Genomic DNA, 22,220 nt, shown 5'->3' on the forward strand with positions numbered 1-22,220 from the left:
TTGATCATAGTGAAATGTTTATTCTATATTCTTCTTATAATTAGGCCTCAACAAACTCTTAAAATCTAACTCAGCAATTAGCACACTCAGCAATATAAGCGTAGCCCCTAAGTATCCTTTTCCTGTCAGCGTTTCACCTGTGAAAACGAAAGCGAATCCTGCGGAAAAGACAGGTTCTAATGAAAAAATAAGACCTGTATGGGTAGGCGTCGTGTATTGCTGGGCAATTACTTGCACGATGAATGCGACTGCGGTGCAAAATATGCTTAAGGCTAAGATGATTAGCCATGAGTTGATTGTGCTAGGAAGCTTTGGCGTTTCTATAATGAATGAAAAAATAAGACTAAATAGACCGACGAAACCGAGTTGTATGACGCCAAGTGCAATGGAGTTTACATGTTTCGTTACGCTTCCAGTAATGATGACGTGAATCGCATAAAATAGGGCAGACAGTATGCAAAATATATCGCCGTTACCGATTTTGAATTCGCTCGTTAATGTTAATAAGCCGATTCCTATTATCGTTAAAATGATTCCTACTATAACTTTCTTTTCCGGAATGTGTTTTAAAAATATAGCTGATAATATTGGAATGAAAATGACTGTGAGACATAGTAGGAAACCAGCATTAGAAACACTCGTATACTTTGTACCGAAAGTCGCGAAAATGTAAACGATAAATAAGACAGAAGCAAGTATAAATGCATATTTTACAGTTTTAAAATCAACTTTGAATAAATGTTTGTAAAATATTAAACCTGATAAAAGAAAAGCGATAATAAATCGTAATGCGATTAAATTATATTCTTCTATGCCATCAAGTCCAAGTTTTGTAAGTAGGATGGATGCACCCCAAAAAAATGTAACTAGTAGTAACATTAAATCCGCTTTTAATTGTAGTTTCATTTCTATTCCCTCGTTATGTATAAATTTTATAAGCCCATACCCCTATCCCCATTTTTAATTTTAATATTAATTCTGAATATTTGTAACTTAAATTTATCGACGTTTTATTTCATTGATTTAATGTTATCCGCCGCGAAAACATTAGCGGAGTTAAATCCAAACATGACGTTCATTTACGTATCTGGTAGCGGAACAGACAGTACAGAATCAAGACGTACGATGTACGTGAAGTTTCAGCGTATTTTTTGCGGAAGCAACTTCTGGGTAAGGACAACAAAAAACCCACTCCGCGCCGTAGGAAGCAAAAGGGTGGGTTTCGTAAAAAATAATAACGTATAATAACCACCACCCTATACGGTAGCAGTTAAGGAAGAGATGTTAGCGCATCTCTTCTTTTTATTATATGCCAATTTATTCGCTGTTACACTTATATAGTATTCTACGGAAAATATATCATATTCCTATTTTGTGGTCACTTTGATCCCGCTTTAACGGCAGTAAGACCCCCACCTCAAAATTCAGTGGAAGCAAAGAAGTTAGGTGGGGGTCGGGCTGTCCGTAAAAGTCCGATTGGTGAGGGCTGATTAAAGTTTCACTTTATTGCATGATTGAAAAGGTGTAGTCTTATTCCTTTTCAAACTGAAAAATATCCCGATTAATAAGTTGATGGAGATACCTATCCATTTCAGCAGCAGAAACTTTTCTTTCACTTTTAAACCACCATGCGCTTAATGAGGTGATTGCCCCTGAATAAAATTCAATGATTAAATCATTGGGCATCGTATGATTTTTGTGCAGTTGATTTAACGCTTCTATTTCTTGTTTTCTCGTTTCGTGACTTAAATATTGTGTTCGGTTAATAAATTGTTCATCAGACATTTGCGTTTCTAATATTTTACCGATTTCTTCATGGTGTAGAAATTGTTCCATTACTTGAAATGGTTTACTTAATCGATCTGAAACCGGTATTTCAGCGATCATCTTGCTATATCGTTTAAATCCAAATGCTAATAAAGCATCTTTATCTTCGAAGTGTTTATAAAAGGTTGTTCGGTGTACCATTGCGCGGTCACATATTTGGTTAATCGTAATCGTACTATATTTCTGTTTTGATTGCGTCATTAATTCAAATAAGGAATCCCACAGTAATTTATGTGTACGTCTAATACGTAAATCAAGTTGTTTTTCATTATCGTTCATCTACAATTCTCCTTTTTTGTAGATTAAATATACAGTGGCTGAAAATTGATTCTCCCTTTTTAATCTACATATGTATATTATATTACATGTGTTCCGGTGTATTTAAAGTTTTTTAAGTAAGAAACAGGAGGAGAATCTGTAAATGAATATGACAACTAAGAGCCCAGCAAGTGGCAAAGTTGATACTTCTAATTTGAAACATACCCCCATTTTAATTGCATTACTTTTAGGTGCAATGGTTGCATTATTAAATGAAACATTACTTGGAAATGCGTTAACGGTATTAATGAAAGAATTTGACGTAACGGCTTCAACGATTCAATGGCTTTCTACAGCATACATGTTAGTAGTTGGGGTTTTAGTTCCAATTACAGCGTTACTTCAGCAATGGCTCACAACGAGACAAATGTTTTTGATCGCTATGGTAACGTTTTTAGTCGGTACATTAATTGCGGGATTCGCACCGACATTTTCCGTTTTATTAATTGGCCGTATCGTCCAAGCTGTAGCGACGGGGTTAATTACACCGTTATTAATGAATACGATTTTAATCATTTGTCCACCTGAAAAACGTGGTGCGACAATGGGATTAATCGCACTCGTGATGATGGCAGCTCCGGCAATTGGCCCTACATTATCTGGAGTAATTGTGGATTCATTAAATTGGCGCTGGTTATTCTATATTGTTATTCCTATCGTGATTATTTCCATTATGATTGGGATGAAGTACATTCAAAATGTTTCAGAGTTAACAAGGCCAAAAGTAGATTACCCATCTATCCTTTTATCGACATTAGGATTTGGCGGGCTTGTGTATAGCTTTAGTGCATCGGGTGATTTAGGATGGTCCGATGCAAAAGTGTATGGCACTTTAATTGTTGGGCTTATCTCATTATGTATTTTTGCCGTTCGACAATTGAAAATTGAGAATCCAATTTTAGAATTACGAGCATTTAAAGTTCCGATGTTTACATTATCAGTTGGATTAATTGTCATTGTGATGATGTCGTTATTTTCAACGATGACTTTATTACCGATGTTCCTGCAAACCGTTTTACTCGTTACAGCTTTTAAATCAGGAATTATCATGCTTCCGGGAAGTGTTATTAGCGCCATAATGGGACCAATCGCAGGTAAACTATTTGATAAATTTAGTCCGAAAGTTATTATCGTTCCCGGCATTGTCTTAGTAGGAATTGCAATGTTCTTATTTAAAGGCATTACTCCTGATACATCAATGGTACAAATTATTATCATGCATAGCGTATTAATGGTTGGACTCATGTTTGTCATGACAGCACAAACATACGGTTTAAATCAATTAACACCAGATTTATATCCGCACGGAACAGCACTATTTAGTACGTTGCAACAAGTAGCTGGTGCAATTGGTACAGCTATCTTTATTTCGAAAATGTCTTCAGGAACAACTAAGTATATGGAAAGCTCCGCAAATCCACTGGATCCAGTAGAGAAGTTAAACGGTTTAACTTCAGGGTTCCAAGGTGCATTTGCACTTGGGTTAGTCTTTATCATTGTTGCATTTATCGTATCGTTATTCTTAAAAGAAGACAAAGAAGGAGTAAAGGAAGCGAGAGTTTTACAGAACGAACATTAAGGTTTATATAAAAAAGACATCTTTTCCTAGAAAAGATGTCTTTTTTATATTTTTTTCGTAACATTTGTTTTGGGTGTCTTCATACATAAGAATTGGTATGTACAATAATTATCCTTTTTGAGAATAAGGATGCAAAGCCGTACTAATAACTAATAGTTCACCAGATGATTTAGTGACATCGTATATAGATCCTGTTATGAGAATAGGCATAGTCATGATTGTGAAGTTGTTATATTGGTATTAAATGATTTATACGTTTTTTATAGTAAAAATTAGAGACACTTCAATAAAAAGGAATTAAATATGGTACTCTTTAGTTAAGATATTTAAACGAAGACAGGGGAAATGAAGATGGACAAAAAGCTAACGTATTGGCTAGCATCTATTATAGGGGGAGTAGTACTTGCAACTGGTATGACTTATGGAATGTTACAGTTTGCTGAAGTCCCGCTTGAGAGTGAGGACCATGTTTTTGCAGAGGTTAATAAAGAAGACACACTATCGAATGAAGCAGAAGTGAAAGGCTCAAATGCACAACTTCACATTACAGTAACTTCTACTGAAGAAGAAGTTATTTCAGCTATGCATAGCATGACTCATCAAAAAGTAAAAGCGTGTGAAGGAAAGGGAGCAACCCCTATGTCCAAAAAGAATGCAGAGAAAGTAAGAAACATTCTAAACGGAAACAATTTCAAGAACAAAGAAGAGCTATTAGCAATTACTGAAAGATGGTCAAATAGAGATTTTAGTGAAATTTTAGAAGAACATAACTATTTTATTAAACTTCAAGGTGGCAAGATAGGTGAAGCTACAGTAATGGATAAGGTAGACGAGCAAGTATTCTGTTTCAATACTTTCGGTGATGATGTAACGGCCGCATTATTTAAATCAGGAGATCTTCAAGCGCTGTAAGGTGTTTTTTCTTTGATATAAAGAAAGCCTCAAGTATTCATATACTTGAGGCTTTTCCAATGGAAAGATAGGAATGATCCGAATTCCTTACATTAAGAACAAAGTGGAATTACTCCTAAACCAATTAATAAAGCTGCAGCAACTGCTGGAATTGGTACAGGAATTTGAATACCTTCTACAAACAAGAAATACTGACCACTCACTATTTTAAAACAAACTACTTGCATGGCTATTCCTCCCTTCTTTTAGAATTAATACATTATATTAATTAATCTATTTATTGATATAGTTAAATTATTCATTTTTAAAAATATAGTTAATATGTGAATAGTTTTCGAAAGGACCTGCTCAATCAATGCGGAAAAACATAAGATGAAACGAATCCATTAAAATACATGAGTGAACCTTAGTTTTCCCCTCTTATCTAAAGGAGGAACTATTATGGGTTATGGTGGTAGTTGTGGCGGTTGTGGCTTCTCGGGAGGCTTTGCTTTATTAGTTGTGTTATTCATTTTATTAATCATCGTTGGAGCTTCTTGCTTCTGCTAAAAACTATTGGAAAAGACACTCATATAGAGTGTCTTTTCTTTCGTGCAAAATGCTTCCTGATATTATCCAACTGTATATAGTATACGGTATACTTTTTCCTCATTAGACATATAAAAAGGTTGGAGGGATGTTATGAAACTAGTAGGGAAGCACATTTATATTCGGCTTTATAAAACTGATGATGCTAACGAGTTAGCTAACTTACATATTAGAAATCGCGAATTTTTTCAGCGAGTTTGTCCATTGCTCCCAGAAGTTTTTTATACAGAAGAACATCAAAAAATACGTCTTGAACAAGCGTTAAAAAAGACAGCTGAAGGGCAAGTATATCCTTTTGGAATCTTTTTAAGAGAAAATGATAAACTTATCGGAGACATTTCATTAACTCAAATTGTTAGGGGAGACCTCCAAAGTTGTTATACGGGTTTTACTTTGGATAAGGAGCATAATACAAAGGGCTATACAACAGAGGCTCTTCAACTTGTTGTAGATTTTGCTTTTAGGGAATTAAAGCTACATAGAATTGAAGCAGGAGCGATGCTTGATAATATAGCATCTATTTGCGTATTAGAAAAAGTCCTACATAAGAGGACTTTTTTGTATATATATAGATTAAAATAATAATAGAAATTTTTTATTTTTTTCCACAACTATTAATTAAATCATATTGTTTAGAAATCATTTCATTCCGAATTTGATCGAGATGTTTATGTAATGTTTCTTTTATTGCACTACCTGTTTTGCTTTCAAAACTTTTGTTTAATTCAATTCCTTGTTCAGATAAACTTTTGCATACATCATGAAATGCTTCTTTGTTTTTTTGAATGGCATGTTTTTGGCTTGCTACTATGCTATTTGTTTTGAATGCTACATCAGTTTTTAAAAGTGATTGTTGCATTTCTTTTTCTAATTGCTTTTTAACAGCTTGCAACTCATCTATAATAGTTCCAACTGCACCAACTGTAGCTTTTTCTATTTCTTTCTCTATTTTTTGAATTTCCCCTATAAAATCCATCATATTATCTCGCCGCCAGTCCTTCAAAATTTGTTCCTAATTGATTATCTTTATCGCGTAATGAATTAGCTGCATAAGCAATATCATCTCCAAAATGAATCAATTCTTTTTGTTTTTTCCGTAAAAGATGAATTAGTTCTTCTGCTAGTTGTACATCATGAAAATAGTCTCTTCCGTTTTGGGATATTTTTGCAACCTCTCTAATTGCTTCATCTACTTCATGTTCTTCTAACAGATGATATTTTCCTCCAGGGCCTGTCTCATGCTTCAATTGACTCTTTAATTTCGCAACTTCCTCTTCTTCTTGTTGTTGAAATCTTTCTATATTTCTAATAATATCAGATAATATATCGCTTATTTTTTGTATCTCTTTTGCATGACGAATGATATCATCTGGTTCTAATTCTAGTCGAACACTACCATTATTGTGGAACATTTCTAGAAATGTTGACATTGGATGTTGTCCCATAAATACAGCCGCGAGAATACTATCTGTTCCATTACTTTTCGTTGTAAATTGTTTACCAATCATAGGTGCTCCAAATTGATTGAAATTTCCTACAGCATCTTCTTTATGAGTATAATCTACTACTTTATTTTCCATTACGCCTTCATCTACTCGTTTTTTTGCTTTATCACTTAGTAATCTATAAATATTTGGTGCAGCATATGTTGTTGCATAACAATTCATTTCTGCTGCTACATATTGAGCCTCCGCAGCACCTTTACTATGTCCGGTAGTGTGAATAGATGTAGGATTATATTTTTTCTTAATTTTTTCTGTAAATTCTAATGCACTATCAAATGATGTCGGAGCTTTTCCGCCTGCTACACCAAGGTTCTTTTTCTGTCCAAGTGTAATTTGAACTATATCTGTGGTTTTATCTCCATCGAATCTATCAAATTCAGTACCACGGAATGCAATGATTACATCGTCATACTGTTTTTTACCAGGCTTATACTTATTTGCAGGTACTACAGCGATTGCTTGTAATCCATTTTTTACTTTTGTTTTATCTGCATCAAATGTTTCTATAACTACCCATTTTTTATTATTTGACCCTTTTATTTCTTTTTCAATTTCTAAAACTCCGGGTTCATAAACTTGATCGGATAGTTCGAAATAATCTTCATCTGTAGCAATTGGATTTTTTTTCAATTCACTCATATGTTTCAACTCATTTCATGGTATATTTTAAATATATTCAAACACAAGGGGATTTTAAATGAAAAAGAAATTGGTGATTGTTTTATCCATTATTTGTATTATAGCAGGAGGATATTTTACTATGGAATACTTAAAACAAAAAGAAAAAGAAGAAAAGTTTTGGAAAGTACAAGAGGCACGAGTAGAAAAGTATATTCACTATAATATTAAAGATGTAAAATCTATTACATTTACAGAAAATAAGATAAGTCCAATGGGCGTTCCTCATATAAAAGGTTATATAAATAATAATAAAGAATTAGATTTTATAGCTAGTATAAGTACAACTGAAAACTTTGAAGACAAATTTACGCGTTCTGGGAAATTAGGAAAACTTATAAAAAATCCTGAAAAATCAGTATCGGAAATTGAAAAAGAAGAGAAAGAAAAAAACCAAGAGTAGTTCTTGCGACTACTCTTGGTTTCTGTACCCTACTTTAGAAAGAGCATATGTTAACTAGCTTGGAATATAAGGGGATTTCCAATGAAGAAAGTAATGATTTTGATTGTATCTGCTGTGATACTCATAGCAGGAGGATATTTTACTATGGAATACTTAAAACAAAAAGAAATTGAAGAAAAGTTTTGGAACGAGCAAAAAGAACGAGTAGAAAAGTATATTCACTATAATATTAAAGATGTAAAATCGATTACATTTAGAGAACATAAGGTAAGTCCAATGGGCGTTCCTCATATAAGAGGTTATATAAATGGTGATAAGGCATTATGGTTTGATGCTGGTATAGGTACTACGGAAAATTTTGAAGATGATTTTGGATGTTCTGGGGAATTAGATAAACTTATAAAAAAAACTGATAAGTCGGTATCTGAAATTGAAAAAGAAGAGAAGGAAAAGAAACAAGAGTAGTCTTTGTACTATTCTTGTCTTCTCTATCCCATTTTAAGAAGAATACATTGGTAGGCTTTTTATAAGGAGATTTCCAATGAAGAAAGCAATGATTTTGGTTATATCTGCTGTGATATTCATAGCAGGAGGATATTTTACTATGGAATACTTAAAACAAAAAGAAAAAGAAGAAGAGTTTTGGAAAGTACAAGAGGCACGAGTAGAAAAGTATATTCATTATAATATCGAAGGTGTAAAATCTATTACGTTTACAAAAAAAGATGTAAGTCCAATGGGAGTTCCTTCTGTAGAAGGATATATAAATAATGATAAGGAATTATGGTTTGATGCAAGTATAAGTACTACAGATAAATTTGAGGATAAGTTTGGATGTTCTGGGGAATTAGATAAAATGATTAAAAAACCAGCAAAATCGGTATCTGAAATTGAAAATAAAGAGAAGGAAAAGAAGCAAGAGTAGTCTCTTTAACTACTCTTGTTTCTTTACTCTAGGGATACCGCCCATCACCGTTAAGCTCACAGAACAGGTTGCTTCTAAAATGAACTTCATTATTATAAAAGACTCTAATTTTTCGTTTTGAGGCAAATATTATATAAAATAATAGCTATCTCTAAATCACCAGTTTCAAAAAGCCTTCACGCAATAATGATTGCATGAAGGCTTTTGATGTTTTCTTATTTTTTTGTCTCGTTAACCCATGTAATAATGTCCTGGATGACGTACTCGGGAATATTAGCAGGGATTTCATATTCACTAGGGAGGCTTAATTCCCCGTCACCTTCCGTGAAGAAATGATTCAATTTCGGGTATTTTTTGAACTGAACATTCCTGCGGTTTGCAAGCCCTTCTTGCCATTTTGTATATTCATTTTTTACTGTTACTTGATAATCGCGTGCTCCTTGCAAAATGAGTAAAGGCTCTTTTCGTGATTTTGCCTCTTCAACTGGACGCCACCTAGAAACATCATACATAAAATGAGGTGACCCAAAATTGTAGCCAGCTGGAGGATGGTCAGGATTGAAAGTAGGGTCCTGAATAAAAGCAGCCTGTCTTTTTAGTTCATCGATTTCTTCCTTTGATGCCCCAAGGTATTCATACTGATCAATGGCAATGTCAGTCAAAGGGCGTGCAGGTGGTGCGAGTAAGATACTTCCTCGAACAAGTGAGGAAGGCGCTTTGCTCAGTATACGCGGCATTGTGCCAGCTCCTTGGCTATGTCCGAGAATGAAAATATTATTTGGATCAATGCCTTCCTGCTGCGCTGCTGACTTTGCTGCATATATGGCATCATCTGTAGTATCACGGTCTAATGTAACAGGTTCTGCACTCATCTTTAATGCATGTTCTAAGGTACGTTTTTCATAGCGCAACACTGCAATTCCGTTGGATGAAAGGCCCACCGCAAGGTCTCGTAAGATTTTTGTTCCCAAATAGGTAGCATCGCGATCATGGATGCCAGCACCATGCACAAGAACAACGACGGGTACCTTTTCACCACGCTGATGCTTCGGAACTGTTAATGTCGCTGGTAACGGATAGGTAGAATTTCCAATGACGATTTCACGTTCTTGATAGGAGTCAGGTTGATCATAGCTAGGATGTGGGATGGTATAAGATTCTTCGGGTGGCCTTTCTCCAATTTCATCTACTTTCCCGCCAGGTGTGAATTTAAGGAGTAGCGGTATGGTAGTTCCTTCGGTAGCTGCTGGAATTTCTACCGTCTGATGGACCAAGTTTCGTTCTTTTATCACGGGGGTTCCCATGCTTTTTATCCCGCTCCAGCCACTTTGTGTCCACCAGTTTGGTAATGTGGTTGCTGTAAACTTGGATCGAAAAGCAGTAGACGTCAACTGTAGTGCCTCTGCATACTTACCTTGCTGGAGATATTCAAAAAATAATGATGTACGCTCCGTTAAAGAGACTAGTTTCTTTTCAGCAGATTGTTCTTCGCGTGTATCTGCGTGAATAGTTGTTGTAAGCGGGAAAGATGAAACGCCTAAAGAAAAGAGTAGGGGAAAGGTAAGTACTGATCTTTGTATTTTCTTTTTTTTATTCATGTTTTAACCTCCAATACGTGATGGTACAAAACAGGTATGGTAATTAGAATTCTGGTGCGAAAACTTCAAAATATTTGCAAGTAATCTCCAAAACTTGGACATACTCATATTATTATTCTAAAAAACGTAGATTTCTTCTCTTGTCACATGCATATTAATCCCAGAAATAATCTTTCTTCCTTCACTTTATATTTTGATTATACAAAACAAAGCTCTCGTTTTTCTTACTTGATACTTACAAATTCCTTAAGTAAAGGATATTTTAAAATCTTAGCTTGATGAATATGTAGCGGTACTCCTATGTTAAGAGATAGCTTAAGGACCGAGGATTATATTGTTTTTATAAAGGGTTGATGTTATGTTTGTTTTGTAACATATGGTGTTTTATGCATGTAGGAGGATTTATTGAAGAAATTATTAATATTGTTTTTATTAGCTACATTTTGTCTACAGATTACAGGATGTTCTAATAATATGGGTACACTAAGGGAGAAGTCTAAAACTTCAACAACTGTGAAGTCTAAACGCATCAATAAAGGGTGGTACAAACATATGTAATAGTTTGTATCACCCTTTGTTGATGATAGAAGTCATAAAGAAAAGACACCCTAAGGTGCCTTCCTTCGACTTGAACCATCTTAATTTTAATAATATATTGGACTCCCATCCAACTATTATTTTACCATGTTAAATTGTTTTATTCATTGAGAAATATGCTTTAAATCTATATTTTTAAAAAATATATAGATTTGAACAATATGTATACGAGCTACATATCAAAAAAAGACACTCTCAAGAGTGCCTCTCCTTAGCAGCTGAATCCGCCGCCCCAACAGCTAGCGCCAACAATGATTAATAAGATGAAGAGCACAACAAGTAAGGCAAATCCGCCGCCGAAACCACAGCCACCACCACAACTACCGCCATAGCCCATATTAACTCCTCCTTCCATAAAGACCATTTATTAATGGATTTAATTTAATTTATGTTTTTAAGGGTGAATGGAGCAGGTCCTTAAAAAAATAAAAGGATTTTGGAAGTTAAAAAGAGTTGACGATCTTATTTTTGTCACCGGAATTTTGTCTTCTACATATTGTATTTTATTCTGTGTATTGGGGGAAGGAGGATCTTATGGCTAATTCTGAGATGATTTTACGTTTACTTACGGATTTAAAGATTGAACAACAATTGTTGAAAGAACAGTTAGAGAAAATGCAAACAGCTGTGACTATTCTTGAAGAAAAATCAGTGACGCTTAAAGAAAAACCAGCGACTCTTAAAGAAAAAACAATGACTCCTGAAGAAAAACCATCTGTTACAAAGCAAAGAGCTTTTTCTGGACGCCCAACATCTTTTCGTGATTGGAGAGCATCTAGTCAAAAAAATTAGGGAATGTTATGTGAAATGATAAATAAAAAAGTACAGTCTGCTGTAGAAAAGACTGTACTTTTTTATGTTAGTAGAGAATGTTAAGGGAGACGTATTTATTTTGCCTATTCCAATTCCACTTTTAATTGGAGCTCTTTATCTAACTTATCATTATTAAATTTTAAAGTTAATCCTCGCGTGTTTTTCGGTACATCGAATACAATGTTTCCGTCCGAATGTTCATCAGGGTTAACAATACCAAATTTAAATGTAGAGGTATTTGCAGCTTTAAGTACGGATTGATGTTCATTGGAAATGTGATATTCTCTTCCAAATCCATCAATTAATTTAAAGTTGTTGATATCTAGTGTAATGGGTTCTTCTTTACGATTATAAACTGCGATGTCTAATACTTTAAAGACACCTTGTGCTTTAACTTCTCCAGTCCCTAGAACATCTAATGACTCGGCAGATCCCATTGACATGTATACATCAGAGGAATCTACATTGGTAGGAAGTTCTTTTTGCGAATCCTTGTTGCTAAGTTTGTCATTCTCTGTTTTTTTAGAAGTCGCCTGCTCATTTTTCGCAGGCGCATCATGTGAACTGCAAGCTGATACTCCAAACAAGAATGTGCTACATAATAATGATGCTAATAACTTTTTGTTCATCGTTTGTTTCTTCCTTCCAAAATAGAAGCACTTTTAATGAGTGCTATATATATTTGTCTTTATATGTATTACATTTTATATCTTATTATATTAATTTTGGAAGGAAAAGGGAAAAATGCACATTTCTCTGATTCGAATTATTTATCTGTCTAAAAGTTGAAATTAAAATGAGCCCCATAAATGATAAACCATTCCACTGACAAAAAACACTAATCCTAAAAATAAAACAATTAAAGCAAGAATTCCATTTTTATTATGTTCCATAAAATAAGCTCCTTTTTCATTTACTTACATACAAAAAGCCTTTAGTCGTAATTATGGCTAAAGGCCTTAATCTTCATACTTTGTAGTTTATAAAAAAGTTGTACTTCTGTATTAATTTGGAATATGATTATTTAAAGAGAAGGTGATGAGTACATGCAGGAAACAAAACAATTCCCGCTTATATCGGGAAATCTCTCATTAGATTTAGTAAATACAGAGTTAGTTAGGCGTGGACAACGTTATGATTTATTAATAACAGATGAAGATGTATTAGAATGGCTACATGTAATAAAGGTTAATCTTCCTTTTTGGAATGAAAAAACACTTATAGGAATTCAGAAGCGAATGGATCAAGTTACATCTAGCATATTAGAGGTAAGAGAAGTATTGAGAAAACAGTTTGAGGCAATTGCTGATCAGCAAGAAATTTCTAATGATTTTATTACGTATTTAGAAAAACAAATTGAGAAGGCACCATTTACATATAAAATCATTGAACAGCAGCTAGTATCTATCCCAGTTGGAGAAATCGAGGATGTACTCGCATCGTTAATTGCATTTGACGCTTTAACGTTAATAGCAGAAAATAAGCTTATTTCCCTTAAAAGGTGTTCAAATCCTGACTGTGTTTTATTATTTATAGATAAGAGTGGAAAACGAAAATGGTGTTCTATGAAAATATGTGGGAACCGGAAAAAGGTAGCAAAATTTCAGGATCGAAAATTTGAGGAAGTTTAGAGAATCAACTTATAACAGTTGATTCTTTTTTTTCATTTTAAAACTAACTCCTTAAATTAATATTTACAGGTTAGTTATGTCGGGTTATAATTGTTGGTAAATAAAGGAGGAGAACGATGGATAATATAACAGCAACTAAGCAGAAAGATCCTCAACCAATAAGTGTACGATATTTTACAAAAATGAAAGGGAAAGGAAGAAGCCCATTACAAGTAAATGTAAAGGACTCTTTAACGGGACTACTAGGGGGATTTTTAACAATTCTTACCTTAACATATTTAACGAGCATAACCTCTACAGAATTATTAATGGCTCCATTTGGTGCGAGTTGTGTATTAGCGTTTGGAGTTTGGAATGCGCCATTATCTCAGCCGCGTAATATTATTGGAGGACATTTGATTTCAACTTTCATTGGTCTATCAATATATCATTTGTTTGGGAATGAATATTGGACAATTGCTTTAGCGGTGGGGATGGCAATAGCCGTTATGATGTTAACGAGAACGACGCACCCTCCGGCAGGCGCCGATCCGATTATCGTTATTTTAGGGGCAAACAGTTGGAGTTATTTAGTAACACCAGTTTTAATTGGCTCCGTTGTTATTGTAGTTATTGCTTTATTCATTAATAATATGAGTAGTAAAAGAAGTTATCCAACTTTTTGGATGTAGTTTGTGAAGTGAAAAATAATTTAAGTGAGTATTCTATTCTTACTATGTTTTATTTTTTATATAGTAAAAGCCTTAGTCGTAATTGCAGCTAATGACTTGGGTCCTCATACTTTGTAGTTCATAAAGAAAAGACACTTTAAAGTGCCTTCTACAGATTTGAATTATTTAATTCATGTAATTAATATTCGTTAGCATAAAACTCTTTTATTAATTTTATTTCATTTGTATCTGGATTAAACTTAAATATTTTAATTTGATTCGATTCATCTTTGTATGCAAATGTATTCTCACCAACTTGGGTCATATTGCTGGTGTTTAAAATAGGATCGCTACCGTGATCAGTAATTTCCACAGTTTTCTCACGATCCCAGAATGCAATGACAATAATCAAAATGATAAGACATACCCGTATAAAACGTAATTCTCTTGCAACAGGATGTTCCATCTGTTTGTCTCCTTTACTGTTTGATAGAGTCTGTTTATAAAAGAGATGATTCCTAGGAATATAAATAAAAAAGACACCGTAAAGTGTCTTTTTTATTTTAGTTATGCGCATTACTTAATAAGACGCTAGTTCCTCAGTCTGGCTATGAGTAACTATGTAGGGTAATTCCATTATAACATTTTAACCAGTAATGGGTCTATATGGAATTTAGTTGATTTTCTTTTTGATTATTCAGAACGATTAATCGGGTATTTGGATGAAGGAAGCGGTGAGGAAGAAGGGAATTAACTTGTTTTAGAAGAGTGTCTTCTTTTTTGTATCATTGTGAGTAAAGTGTAGAGTTATATTTCTCTTTACACGAACATAACGGTATAATATAGTTAAGTTAAGTAAACTTAACTATTTAACAAAACGAAATAAAAGCATGGAGGAATAACGCTATGACTAGAACGTATAAAGAAGTAATTAATGAAATGAACCGAGCTTATAATGAATTCTACATTTTACTATTCCAGGAGTTAAAAGATGAGTTCGGTCTTACAGGACAGCAAGAGAGCATGCTATTTCATATTAATTTAAATGAAAACACGACAGCAAATCACATTGCGACTACTTTTAATATATCAAAAAGTGCCGTTAGCCAAGTTTTATCTAAATTGGAGAAACAGAAGATGATTTCAAAACAAGTAAACCCTAATAATAAACGGGAGTATTTTCTTACACTTGGTCCAAACGGTAGTAAGTATATAGAGCGGTTGTCGGAGTTAGATGATGTATTAATTGAGAAATATTTTTCTAAAATCGATATAAACGCCCTAGAGCAAATGACAGATACGTTAACGAAAATAAATAAAGTCATATTGGAAGAAAAACAGAAAGATCTTGATTGTAATGAGTAAGAACGTAGATGAAGCAATTAGTAGAAAGGAGGAGAAGTGTATTATGAGTTTCATACCAAATATGATTACGATAGCAAATTTTGTATGTGGGCTTTTAGCTATTTACGCTGTTTTCGTTCACGATATTTATTTGGGAGCAGTTTTTATTATTACAGGTATGTTGTTTGACTTTTTAGATGGTATGGTCGCTCGGAAACTTGATTCTGTTTCGGAAATTGGTGGAGAGTTAGACTCATTTGCGGATTTAGTTACTTTTGGTGTGGCACCGTCTATTCTTGCATATAGTGCCTCGTTAAAAGATTTGCAGTCTATCGGGATGATATGCGCGCTTGCTTACAGTATTTGCGGCATGCTTCGGCTTGCAAGATTTAACACACAGCAAAGCAAACTCCCGACCTTTATCGGCATGCCAATCCCATTCGCGGCAATGTGTCTCCTCATTTTATGTTTTTTAAAGAATCCAGTTTCCGTGGCGTTTGGTACATGCGTACTCGCTTATTTAATGGTAAGCAAAATCAAATTCCCTCATTTTAAAAAAGATATAGCTGAAAGCTTGAAGCCTGGAAGATTGGATTGATGATACGGGATTACAATGAGAAAGATAAAGGAGTATAACATGATTCGTATGGCATTAAGATCATTCAACATACAAATGTATTGTTTGCTAGGCGTAATGTTATTGGGATGGCTTGTGACACCTTTTTCAGCCCAGTTCGTAGGGATAAGCATTGGCCTTTTAGTAAGTATGTACTGCGCCTGGATTTTAGGAAGGCGTATTGAAAAGTTCGGAGATAGCATTGTAAAAAAAGAAAAAGCACCGATGCTTGGAATGATAAATCGGTTCGCAGCCGCAATACTCGGCGCGATTATTATGTATGAAATTGAACACCATGAATTCATGTGGACATTCGCTGCTGGAATTATGAGTGGGTATTTCTTGGTTATTATTAATTTGGGGTATTACAGTATGAGGGATGAGAAGGGATAAAGTGAAACCTAAGTTTAAGCATACTGTTGCCTAACAACGAATAGCGGATTAGTAATTAGAGTAATAATAAAATCTAACATAAAATTTAAGAAAAATTTTATATTTCCCCCACTTTTTATTTTAAAAGTTTTTTCTATCCTATAAACAAGTTACATCAAGGAGGAGACTGAAAATGAATAAGTGGGGATTTTTTTATTTTTAATATATTCCCTATATTCGAAGACAAAGTAGAAGATTAAACATATGAACAAAGTACTGGTTCTTAAACTATATTCTAAAATAATAGATGAAAATGTAAAGTTAGGGGATTCCACATGCATACAGAAGTTTTAATGAGTTATTTGTATACTTATTTTTTTACAATTATGTTTTGTATTTTATTTCAAATTGGATTTTATTTTAAAGCGAAAAGAAACATATCTATTCGGCATTTTCTATGGGTATATGTTTTTCTGTTCTACCTTTCGTTAGTGTATAAGGTGACGCAGATTGCAACTGTATGGGATATAAGTAGATATGAAACGTGGATTCGTGTAAGTCAAATCAACTTGACTCTATTTGATACGGCAGGTAGTACTACGTATCTTTTGAACATCGTACTGTTTATGCCGTTCGGTTTTTTATTACCGATGATTTGGCCGTATTTTAGAAAAATAAAAAACACGGTATGTGCAGGATTCTTTTTTTCATTGGCAATTGAGTTAAATCAATTGTTAAATAATAGAATTACAGATATTGATGATTTATTTACGAACACCCTCGGGGCGATTATTGGGTATTTATTATATAGAGCTTTAAAAATGATATTTAAAAGAGAGGGGGAAAAGCTTGATACCAGCTCTTCTCTAGTTATAAAATACGAGGCTATTTTTTGTTTAGTATGTTCATTTGTAGGAGCGATGTTAATTTATCATCCAGCTTTATTTGGAAGACCTGTCATCATTCAGTGAGGCAATTACGAATTTCTTTTGAATGCTCGAGTGATATTTCAATTTGCAAAAAGCCTTTAACTTGTTATAGTTAAAGGCTTTTATCATCATAATTTTTACTTACCAATTACCCACTCTAACATCCGCCTTCAACCACTTCACCCAATCAAAATCCTCTACCTTAAGCAAACTAAGCGAAACACCCTTCATATCTAAAGAAGTTAACAGTGTACCAACCTTTACGAATGTCACTTGCAATCCTTCAAGTTCACACAAACGGCGAATGTCGTTTGCGAAAATGTATTGTTCCATTAATGGAGTTGCGCCGAGTCCGTTAATGAGGATAGCGAAGTTGTCTCCTTTTCTCCAGCGATAAATGCTTTTTAGTTTGTTCATTAGTTCGATCGCTAATATTTCAGAAGAGGATAGTGCTTCTTTACGGTAACCTTTTTCTCCGTGAATGCCGACGCCATAAAACACTTCATCGTCATTTAATGTGAATGAAGCTTTTCCTTTTACTGGATCGTTGACAGGGGAAAGAGCAACTCCTAATGTGTGTAAGTTTTTAGTGATAGAGCGGCCAAGTGTTGTTAGTTCTTCTAGAGAATGGCCTTCAAGAGCGGCCGCACCAAGTATTTTTTGAACGAAAACAGTACCAGCGACGCCGCGTCTTCTTTTATTAAAAGAAGCATCATCTTCAATTGAAACGTCGTCATTTACGATGATGTGGTCAATTTTTCTTCCTTCTTCTTTAGCGATCTGCTTTGCCGCAAGAAAGTTCTCAACGTCATCTTTAAAGTTTTTAATAATGAATAGTATACTTTTATCTTTTGGCATAAGGCGAGTTGCCGCCGCAATTTGTTCCACTGTAGGCGGAGTGAAGATGCTTCCGTTTACTGCCGCTGTAAGCATACCTTTTCCTACATAGCCAATATCAGCAGGTTCATGTCCGCTACCACCGCCACTTATAATAGCGACGTCTTGCTTCATTTTTTCGATATCTTTTACATAAATGATGTTATTCGTTTCATCGTAATTTACTTTGTCGTTATGTTCAAAATAAAAGCCGTGCAGCATATCTTGAACGATATTTTGTACATCATTCATAATCTTTTTCATTGCTTTTGCCACCCTTTAATTACTTTGCTGATTGCTCCAGTAATAGTAGTAATTGATTGTTTATCATATTTTTCATAAGAGAAGACATAATGGAAGGATCTACTTCGCACTTACTTTCAATCCAATCTTTTATCGTTCCAACGAAGCCGTGACTATAAAAGGAGGCAATCGTATTTTTTGTCTCATCAGAAAGGCTGAATCCACAGCTCACAGATAGTTCATCGATAATCTTCATATATAAGTTTTTCGTATGCTCAAATAAATAGTGATTAAACGAGTTTTGCTCAATGACTTTAAAAGCATTTCGGTAAAATTTTTGATTTTCATAAAAGTAATCAAATAATAAATCGAAAATGTTTTCCCACGTTTCATAATCGAGAAAGTCGATAATGTTTTCCTTCGTTTCTTCTCTATAAATCCAGCTTAATAGTTCAAATTTATCTTTAAAATGATAATAAAAAGTTTGCCTACGCATTTGACAGTGTAACATAATATCGCTCACTGATATTTTATGAAACGACTCTGTTTCCATTAAATACTTCAATGAGTTCGCGATTATCTTTTTAGAAATTATAGAAGAGGTCATCTGAATCATCCCTAGAATGTTATTAATATGAAAATCCTATCTATAAATGAGAGCGGTGTCTTTAGACAGATTGTCCATTTTGTCCGTTTACTATAAAACGCTTTCATTTTAACATGGTTAGTAAGAAGAAGATTTCAAATATATCACAATATATTAAAGGAATTGAGGGAGAACTACAATGAAAAAGATTATAAACAAACCAGAAACATTAGTAATGGAAATGTGCAACGGAATGGTTATGGCTCATCCAGAGCTTGAGCTTTTGAAAAAATATAAAGTGATTAAGAAGAAAGAAATGAACGAAAATAAAGTAACGTTAATTAGTGGAGGCGGTAGTGGTCACGAGCCGGCACATGCAGGATTAGTCGGAAAAGGAATGTTAGATGCGGCAGTGTGCGGAGATGTGTTTGCGTCACCTTCACAAATTCAGGTATACCAAGCGATTAAAGAGACAGCTAGTAAAAAAGGTACGTTATTAATTATTAAAAATTATAGCGGCGATATTATGAATTTCAAAAACGGTGCGCATTTAGCGACGGAAGATGGAATTGAAGTCGACTATGTAAAGGTGGACGATGATATTGCGGTAGAAGATAGCCTGTACACAGTAGGACGCCGCGGCGTTGCGGGCGTTATTTTAGTTCATAAAATTGCCGGCGCAGCAGCGGAAGCAGGTATGGATTTAGGAGCGGTGAAAGCTGTAGCAGAAAAAGCAGCGGCTAACGTGCGCACAATCGGTTTAGCATTAACGTCTTGTACAGTTCCAGCGAGTGGATCACCTACTTTCACACTTGCGGAAGATGAAATGGAATACGGTGTAGGTATTCACGGCGAACCAGGAATTAAGCGTGAAAAAATGCTGTCAGCAGATGAACTAGCGAACCGTATGACAAATGACCTTGTAAAAGATTTAGGAGTAAAAGATGGCGAGGAAATCGCAATTCTAGTTAACGGTTTTGGCGGAACACCACTGCAAGAACTTTACTTATTTAACAACGCAGTTACGAGAGAACTAGCTGCAAGAAACATTAAAATTAATAGAGTATTCGTCGGTAACTATATGACAAGTATTGATATGGCTGGTATGTCTTTAACGGTAATGAAGTTAGATGAAGAGCTAAAAACATTACTATCAAAAGAATGTAATACACCAGCGTTTAAAGTAGACGGTCCAGTTGAAAGTGTAGAGTACGTAAATGTACTTGAAGAGACAGAAGAGAAGGAAGTTTCATTTGAACTAGAAACTGCGGAAGAGCACGCTGTTATTAAAGATAATGTTATTACATTAAACAACATGATTTATCTCGTTGATAAAATGAGCGATATTATTATTAAAAATGAAGTACCGTTCTGTGAGCTAGATACGCATGCTGGTGATGGCGACTTCGGAATGAGTGTGGCAAAAGGATTTAAGCAATTAAAACGTGAGTGGCACTCTATTGTAGAACAAGAAAACGTAACGGTCGGATCATTCCTTGACGGCTGTTCGATGATTATTATGGAACATTGCGGCGGCGCATCTGGTCCAATTTGGGGCGGTGCATTCCGCGCAGCTAGTAAAGCAGCAGCCGAGAAGCGTGAGTTAACAGTGAAAGAATTCGCTGAAATGCTGCAAGCAGCATTGCAAGGCATCCAATCGATCGGTGAAAGATCATTCGGCAGAGGAGCAGTAGTTGGTGACAAAACACTTGTTGACGCACTTGCTCCATGTGTAGACTCTTGGTTAGATAGCGCCTCAAACGAAGTAGACGTAAAAACTGCCTTTGAAAAAGGAGCAGAAGCAGCGGTCAAAGGAGCAGAGTACACGAAAGAAATCGTAGCTCGCATGGGCCGCGCTGGTACAGTTGGCGAAAGAAGCTTAGGATATCCAGATGCAGGTGCACATGCACTTGGGGTTATCTTTACGGAGATTGCAGGTAGTTTGAAATAGTAATTGGAAAGTCCCTCTGCTTTAAGGTGGAGGGATTTTTATATAGTTGATATGTAGAAGACTTCTTTCGGTTCTTTCTCAGTAAAATATGAGTTTGTTACTATTTTTGATAAAATCTTATTTCAAAAATACAACTAATATTTCTCAACATTAATATATTGAAAATAGTTAGAATATTTAAGATAATCATTTGTGAAGAAGTAAATTATAAAAAAAGGGGGAATTTATTTTGTTACGTCGTTTATCTATTTGTACAGTACTAACAGCTTTTATATTTACTTTATTTACATTTAACGGCTCTGCTTTCGCGGCTACGAATGCTACTGAAAATCAAAATGTAGTAGCAGCTTGTGCAAAGGGAGGTACGGTAGGTGTATATGGTGCAAAGATGCGCAGTGGTTAAAAGTTACATATAAAGGGATGACAGGTTATGTATCCCATACAACATTATATAACGTTTGCTCATAAAACTATGTACCATAATAGCTTTGGATATATTGAGCTAATCTCTTCTCGAGATTAGTTCTTTTTTATCTCTTAGTTTTTAATGGGGCATTTTTTGAAAAAGACCAACGATTCATTAAATCGATGGTCTTACGTTTATATAGTATTCATTTGTATCTATATTAAATTTTTCATTGTTTTTTACTTATTTTAGACTTAGTTTGTTTGTGATTGCAGCTTATCAATTTTCCAGTATGTTTGTAGAGGGTCTAAAGAGCTTTCAATATAAAACATATATTCATCTGCGGTACGTGGTACTTCAAAAGCTATTTTCAATTCTACCGTTTCATTTGGTTTAACTTGTATATCAGAAGGGTTTTGATCAAGCACCTTTCCTTTATAGATCTTTCCGTCTTTTTCATCTTTTAAGTTATATTTTAATTCTGATAGTCCAATCGTTTGACCTCGTACATTTTTTACAGAGACATTAACAACTACGGAATCGTTGCTAGCATTTAAATAGGCACTTTGAACAGCGGTCAAGTAATAGCCTCCCTTAACACTCTCACCAACTAATAAAATACCTTGTTCCAAGCGGCTCATATCTTCTTTTTCTTCAAAATTTATTAATTCTTCATTTTCATTTTTTGCGGTTGGTTCTTCTATTGGACCATTTTCAACGGCACTATCTGTTTTATCTTGTGTGCAAGCAGCCGTAACACTGACTAATACTAGAATGAAAGTAAGTAATATAGATAATTTTCTCATAAAATTTATCTGTCTCCTTAAGTTTCTCAATTTTGTGCAACTATACATATAAGATTAACATAATGTC

Annotated in this window: 27 protein-coding genes and 1 pseudogene; 16 read left to right on the plus strand and 12 right to left on the minus strand. The window is 34.5% G+C overall.

All coding sequences use genetic code 11. The annotated features are described in order from the left end of the window. Positions 1-18: 18 nt before the first annotated feature. Together MHH55_RS21095 and MHH55_RS21100 are read right to left on the minus strand one after the other, a co-directional pair. Positions 19-906, minus strand: coding sequence for a DMT family transporter (locus MHH55_RS21095; protein ID WP_025687785.1), 888 nt, complete (start codon positions 904-906; stop codon positions 19-21). Between the two features lie 624 nt (positions 907-1,530). Then, positions 1,531-2,106, minus strand: a complete 576-nt coding sequence (locus MHH55_RS21100; RefSeq protein WP_025687786.1) for a TetR/AcrR family transcriptional regulator — start codon at positions 2,104-2,106, stop codon at positions 1,531-1,533. Positions 2,107-2,248: 142 nt separating this feature from the next. Between MHH55_RS21100 and MHH55_RS21105 the strand changes: the two genes are divergently transcribed. Together MHH55_RS21105 and MHH55_RS21110 are read left to right on the plus strand one after the other, a co-directional pair. Beyond that, positions 2,249-3,724 (plus strand): MDR family MFS transporter, encoded by a 1,476-nt coding sequence (locus MHH55_RS21105; protein WP_025687787.1) that lies wholly within the window; start codon positions 2,249-2,251, stop codon positions 3,722-3,724. A 351-nt stretch (positions 3,725-4,075) separates the two neighbouring features. After that, positions 4,076-4,636 carry a PRK06770 family protein gene (locus MHH55_RS21110; protein WP_025687788.1) on the plus strand — a complete coding sequence of 187 codons (561 nt, stop codon included), beginning with the start codon at positions 4,076-4,078 and terminating at the stop codon, positions 4,634-4,636. A 92-nt stretch (positions 4,637-4,728) separates the two neighbouring features. On the opposite strand, the gene MHH55_RS21115 is transcribed toward MHH55_RS21110, so the two are convergent. Beyond that, entirely contained in the window at positions 4,729-4,863 is a 135-nt protein-coding gene (locus MHH55_RS21115; RefSeq protein WP_001198456.1) for a hypothetical protein, read from the minus strand. A 214-nt stretch (positions 4,864-5,077) separates the two neighbouring features. On the opposite strand from MHH55_RS21115, the gene MHH55_RS21120 reads away from it, so the two are divergent. Both MHH55_RS21120 and MHH55_RS21125 read left to right on the plus strand, forming a co-directional pair. Next, positions 5,078-5,185, plus strand: coding sequence for a YjcZ family sporulation protein (locus tag MHH55_RS21120; RefSeq protein ID WP_000540375.1), 108 nt, complete (start codon positions 5,078-5,080; stop codon positions 5,183-5,185). A gap of 132 nt (positions 5,186-5,317) precedes the next feature. After that, complete coding sequence (locus tag MHH55_RS21125) at positions 5,318-5,806, plus strand: GNAT family N-acetyltransferase (protein WP_071740859.1); 489 nt, start codon at positions 5,318-5,320, stop codon at positions 5,804-5,806. 13 nt (positions 5,807-5,819) lie between these two features. Here the strand turns inward: MHH55_RS21125 and MHH55_RS21130 are convergent, their stop codons facing one another. Together MHH55_RS21130 and MHH55_RS21135 are read right to left on the minus strand one after the other, a co-directional pair. Further along, positions 5,820-6,203 (minus strand): hypothetical protein, encoded by a 384-nt coding sequence (locus MHH55_RS21130; protein ID WP_000968628.1) that lies wholly within the window; start codon positions 6,201-6,203, stop codon positions 5,820-5,822. A 1-nt stretch (position 6,204) separates the two neighbouring features. Further along, on the minus strand, positions 6,205-7,368 hold the full coding sequence (locus tag MHH55_RS21135; protein ID WP_071740858.1) for a hypothetical protein: 1,164 nt from the start codon (positions 7,366-7,368) through the stop codon (positions 6,205-6,207). 58 nt (positions 7,369-7,426) lie between these two features. On the opposite strand from MHH55_RS21135, the gene MHH55_RS21140 reads away from it, so the two are divergent. From MHH55_RS21140 to MHH55_RS21150, 3 genes are all read left to right on the plus strand, one after another. After that, positions 7,427-7,810 (plus strand): DUF1433 domain-containing protein, encoded by a 384-nt coding sequence (locus MHH55_RS21140; RefSeq protein WP_071740857.1) that lies wholly within the window; start codon positions 7,427-7,429, stop codon positions 7,808-7,810. An 81-nt stretch (positions 7,811-7,891) separates the two neighbouring features. Next, complete coding sequence (locus MHH55_RS21145; protein WP_074554116.1) at positions 7,892-8,275, plus strand: DUF1433 domain-containing protein; 384 nt, start codon at positions 7,892-7,894, stop codon at positions 8,273-8,275. Positions 8,276-8,351: 76 nt separating this feature from the next. Beyond that, positions 8,352-8,735: a DUF1433 domain-containing protein gene (locus MHH55_RS21150; RefSeq protein ID WP_071740855.1), complete on the plus strand. Its 384-nt coding sequence runs from the start codon at positions 8,352-8,354 to the stop codon at positions 8,733-8,735. A gap of 215 nt (positions 8,736-8,950) precedes the next feature. Here the strand turns inward: MHH55_RS21150 and MHH55_RS21155 are convergent, their stop codons facing one another. Together MHH55_RS21155 and MHH55_RS21160 are read right to left on the minus strand one after the other, a co-directional pair. Continuing rightward, the gene (locus MHH55_RS21155) at positions 8,951-10,333 is read right to left on the minus strand and encodes an alpha/beta hydrolase family protein (protein ID WP_048538036.1); all 1,383 of its coding nucleotides are present in this window, start codon (positions 10,331-10,333) and stop codon (positions 8,951-8,953) included. A gap of 808 nt (positions 10,334-11,141) precedes the next feature. Further along, the gene (locus MHH55_RS21160; protein WP_017656878.1) at positions 11,142-11,267 is read right to left on the minus strand and encodes a YjcZ family sporulation protein; all 126 of its coding nucleotides are present in this window, start codon (positions 11,265-11,267) and stop codon (positions 11,142-11,144) included. 197 nt (positions 11,268-11,464) lie between these two features. On the opposite strand from MHH55_RS21160, the gene MHH55_RS21165 reads away from it, so the two are divergent. Then, positions 11,465-11,722 carry a hypothetical protein gene (locus MHH55_RS21165; protein WP_000013694.1) on the plus strand — a complete coding sequence of 86 codons (258 nt, stop codon included), beginning with the start codon at positions 11,465-11,467 and terminating at the stop codon, positions 11,720-11,722. A 104-nt stretch (positions 11,723-11,826) separates the two neighbouring features. Here the strand turns inward: MHH55_RS21165 and MHH55_RS21170 are convergent, their stop codons facing one another. Further along, positions 11,827-12,372: a DUF4352 domain-containing protein gene (locus tag MHH55_RS21170; RefSeq protein ID WP_001035576.1), complete on the minus strand. Its 546-nt coding sequence runs from the start codon at positions 12,370-12,372 to the stop codon at positions 11,827-11,829. 417 nt (positions 12,373-12,789) lie between these two features. On the opposite strand from MHH55_RS21170, the gene MHH55_RS21175 reads away from it, so the two are divergent. Together MHH55_RS21175 and MHH55_RS21180 are read left to right on the plus strand one after the other, a co-directional pair. Continuing rightward, a complete protein-coding gene (locus tag MHH55_RS21175) occupies positions 12,790-13,374 on the plus strand; it encodes a CGNR zinc finger domain-containing protein (protein WP_001158435.1) in 585 nt (194 codons plus the stop codon). 116 nt (positions 13,375-13,490) lie between these two features. Then, positions 13,491-14,045, plus strand: coding sequence for an HPP family protein (locus MHH55_RS21180; protein ID WP_000368844.1), 555 nt, complete (start codon positions 13,491-13,493; stop codon positions 14,043-14,045). Positions 14,046-14,223: 178 nt separating this feature from the next. On the opposite strand, the gene MHH55_RS21185 is transcribed toward MHH55_RS21180, so the two are convergent. Beyond that, positions 14,224-14,490 (minus strand): YmzC family protein, encoded by a 267-nt coding sequence (locus MHH55_RS21185; RefSeq protein ID WP_000400965.1) that lies wholly within the window; start codon positions 14,488-14,490, stop codon positions 14,224-14,226. A 440-nt stretch (positions 14,491-14,930) separates the two neighbouring features. Here MHH55_RS21185 and MHH55_RS21190 point away from each other — a divergent pair, with 440 nt between their 5' ends. The 4 genes from MHH55_RS21190 (at position 14,931) to MHH55_RS21205 (ending at position 17,327) form a co-directional block, all read left to right on the plus strand. Continuing rightward, positions 14,931-15,389: a MarR family winged helix-turn-helix transcriptional regulator gene (locus MHH55_RS21190; RefSeq protein ID WP_000198939.1), complete on the plus strand. Its 459-nt coding sequence runs from the start codon at positions 14,931-14,933 to the stop codon at positions 15,387-15,389. A gap of 43 nt (positions 15,390-15,432) precedes the next feature. Further along, entirely contained in the window at positions 15,433-15,966 is a 534-nt protein-coding gene (pssA, locus tag MHH55_RS21195) for a CDP-diacylglycerol--serine O-phosphatidyltransferase (protein ID WP_033695667.1), read from the plus strand. A gap of 39 nt (positions 15,967-16,005) precedes the next feature. Then, positions 16,006-16,377, plus strand: coding sequence for an ATP synthase subunit I (locus MHH55_RS21200; protein ID WP_000620610.1), 372 nt, complete (start codon positions 16,006-16,008; stop codon positions 16,375-16,377). A 314-nt stretch (positions 16,378-16,691) separates the two neighbouring features. After that, on the plus strand, positions 16,692-17,327 hold the full coding sequence (locus tag MHH55_RS21205) for a VanZ family protein (protein WP_000556719.1): 636 nt from the start codon (positions 16,692-16,694) through the stop codon (positions 17,325-17,327). A gap of 99 nt (positions 17,328-17,426) precedes the next feature. On the opposite strand, the gene dhaQ is transcribed toward MHH55_RS21205, so the two are convergent. Continuing rightward, complete coding sequence (dhaQ, locus tag MHH55_RS21210) at positions 17,427-18,425, minus strand: DhaKLM operon coactivator DhaQ (protein ID WP_000723363.1); 999 nt, start codon at positions 18,423-18,425, stop codon at positions 17,427-17,429. A gap of 19 nt (positions 18,426-18,444) precedes the next feature. Then, the gene (dhaS, locus tag MHH55_RS21215; RefSeq protein ID WP_000204220.1) at positions 18,445-19,011 is read right to left on the minus strand and encodes a dihydroxyacetone kinase transcriptional activator DhaS; all 567 of its coding nucleotides are present in this window, start codon (positions 19,009-19,011) and stop codon (positions 18,445-18,447) included. Between the two features lie 178 nt (positions 19,012-19,189). Here dhaS and dhaK point away from each other — a divergent pair, with 178 nt between their 5' ends. Beyond that, positions 19,190-20,941 (plus strand): dihydroxyacetone kinase subunit DhaK, encoded by a 1,752-nt coding sequence (gene dhaK, locus MHH55_RS21220; protein ID WP_078187379.1) that lies wholly within the window; start codon positions 19,190-19,192, stop codon positions 20,939-20,941. Positions 20,942-21,170: 229 nt separating this feature from the next. Continuing rightward, positions 21,171-21,409, plus strand: a pseudogene (locus MHH55_RS21225) (hypothetical protein). Between the two features lie 192 nt (positions 21,410-21,601). Here the strand turns inward: MHH55_RS21225 and MHH55_RS21230 are convergent. Beyond that, a complete protein-coding gene (locus MHH55_RS21230) occupies positions 21,602-22,153 on the minus strand; it encodes a DUF4352 domain-containing protein (protein ID WP_001228902.1) in 552 nt (183 codons plus the stop codon). Between the last annotated feature and the right edge of the window lie 67 nt (positions 22,154-22,220).

The sequence above is a fragment of the Bacillus sp. FSL K6-2944 genome (assembly GCF_038005385.1).
In the GTDB taxonomy this organism is placed as follows: domain Bacteria; phylum Bacillota; class Bacilli; order Bacillales; family Bacillaceae_G; genus Bacillus_A; species Bacillus_A cereus.